This window comes from Robiginitalea sp. (assembly GCF_049588695.1).
Lineage (GTDB): Bacteria > Bacteroidota > Bacteroidia > Flavobacteriales > Flavobacteriaceae > Robiginitalea.
In genome coordinates this window covers 1-2001 of the sequence record NZ_JBAVZJ010000304.1, presented here as the reverse complement: position 1 = coordinate 2001, position 2001 = coordinate 1, and the positions used below count along the sequence as shown (strand labels likewise).

Annotated in this window: 2 protein-coding genes; both read right to left on the bottom strand. The window is 47.1% G+C overall.

Annotation, left to right across the window (positions count from 1 at the left end):
• Positions 1-1362: transglycosylase SLT domain-containing protein (locus tag WBV75_RS07550; protein ID WP_424120020.1), on the bottom strand; the 1362-nt coding region annotated here is incomplete at its 3' end.
• A gap of 143 nt (positions 1363-1505) precedes the next feature.
• On the bottom strand, positions 1506-2001 hold a 496-nt coding region (pgk, locus tag WBV75_RS07545), incomplete at its 5' end, for a phosphoglycerate kinase (protein ID WP_424120019.1).

The window sequence follows — 2001 nt, the reverse complement described above, 5'->3', positions numbered from 1 at the left end:
TTGGGATGCCGCAACCGTATTCTTAGAGGGCTTTGAAGGTTGGGTGGTAACAGGCTTTCTGGGATATATGGTGAGCCGCTGCCCTATCCTTAGATTATTGGACTTCAACCCGTTCCAGCGCTTAATCTGACTCACTCCCACACCATAACGTTCCGCTATTTTTCCGAGATAATCCCCACTGCGCACCCGGTAGCGGATACGGTCGTTGGATTCGACATATTTGGGAAGTGCCTTCTCCCGGGCTTCGAGATCTTTTTTGACTTTTTCATACAAGGCTACTTCATTCGCTACAAATGGGCCTATGGAGGCCGATGGGAGCCTTAAGGTATACTCCTTTCCGGTAATCCTGGGGATGATTCCCAGTTTATAGGAAGGGTTTAGAATTTTAAGTTCTTCTTCAGGCACCCCTGTAATCTCAGTTACCTGCTCAAAAGTAATGGTCCCTTTAACAATAACCGTATCCGTTTCAAAGGCGTGCCGGATAGATTCGGAAGGCTTTAGACCGTGTTCTTCTGCGTATTCAAAGATGTACATAGTAGCCAGGAATGCTGGTACATAACCCGCTGTTTCCCGGGGCAGAAACCCGCGAATACTCCAGTAATTCTCATAACCCCCCGAACGCCTGATGGCCTTATTTACATTGCCGGGACCTGAATTATAGGCTGCAAGAGCGAGGTCCCAGTCGTTAAAAATATCGTGAAGTTTGGCGAGATAACGGCTCGCGGCGTCGGTGGCTAAAACCGGGTCGCTGCGCTCATCCACATAACTGCTTACATCGAGTCCGTAGATCCGCCCCGTACTGTACATAAACTGCCACAGTCCGGTCGCCCCAACCCTGGACTTTGCCGTAGGATTAAGTGCAGACTCCACAATAGACAGGTATTTCAATTCCAGCGGCAGGCTATATTTATCCAGCGTTTCCTCAAATAACGGGAAATAGTATGCGCTGGAGGAAAGCATACGTTGCATTAAATCCCTTCTATGGGTCAGGAAGTGCTTTATGACTCTTTCGAGAGAAGGATTGTAACTTATATTAAAAGGGGTTTTCTCATCCAGCAAACGCAGGCGCTCTTTCAATAATTCTGTGGATATTGAATCGGTTTTTATATTCAAAGAATCCGCAGCTACATCCTGTATTTCCTGATACATTTCGGAAAAGCCCTTACTGAACAATCGGAGCTCCTCCAACCAAAGACTATCAAATTTTGCAGCTTCAGGATGATCCTTAAGCGCCCTGTTTAAGGTGTCTTGTGCTCCTGAGAGCATAACCTCCTGCAGGTCTTTTACAGGATTATCGATAAATTGTGGAACAATACTATCGCTGCCGGAGGGGAGGTCCTCAGACACCTGCACCTGAGCCATGCCTGCCTGGGTTGCAAACAGGGCTCCTGTAAGAATAAGGCCTATTGTCCGACTCAATTTCACAGTGCTGAAAATACCCAAATTAAATGTATTTGTCGTCTTAGTAAGAACGAAGGTTTTGACTATAAAGTGTTCTTAACCCCTTAAGGTTTAGGTTCTTCCATGATTGCCGCAATTCCTGGAAGCGTTTTTCCTTCAAGACTTTCCAGCATGGCCCCGCCCCCGGTAGAGACATAGCTTACTTTGTCCTGAAAGCCAAACTGTTTTACCGCGGCGACAGAGTCTCCTCCGCCCACCAGTGTAAAAGCCCCATTTTCGGTAGCTTCTACAACTGCGTTTCCGACTTCAATGGTTCCCTTTGAAAATGTTTCCATTTCAAAAACCCCCACGGGTCCATTCCAGAGAATGGTTTTGGATTGCAATATTACCTCCCTGAACAACGCAAGGGTTTCTGGTCCTGCATCCAGTCCCTGCCATCCTTTCTCAATTGTACTGGCGGGCATTATTCGCGTTTCAGCCTCATTACTAAAATCATTCGCCGCGACCACGTCTACCGGTAAGTGTACCTGAACTCCCAGAGAACGGGCTTTTTCCAAAATAGAATTCGCGAGATCGACCTTATCCGGTTCACATATGGAA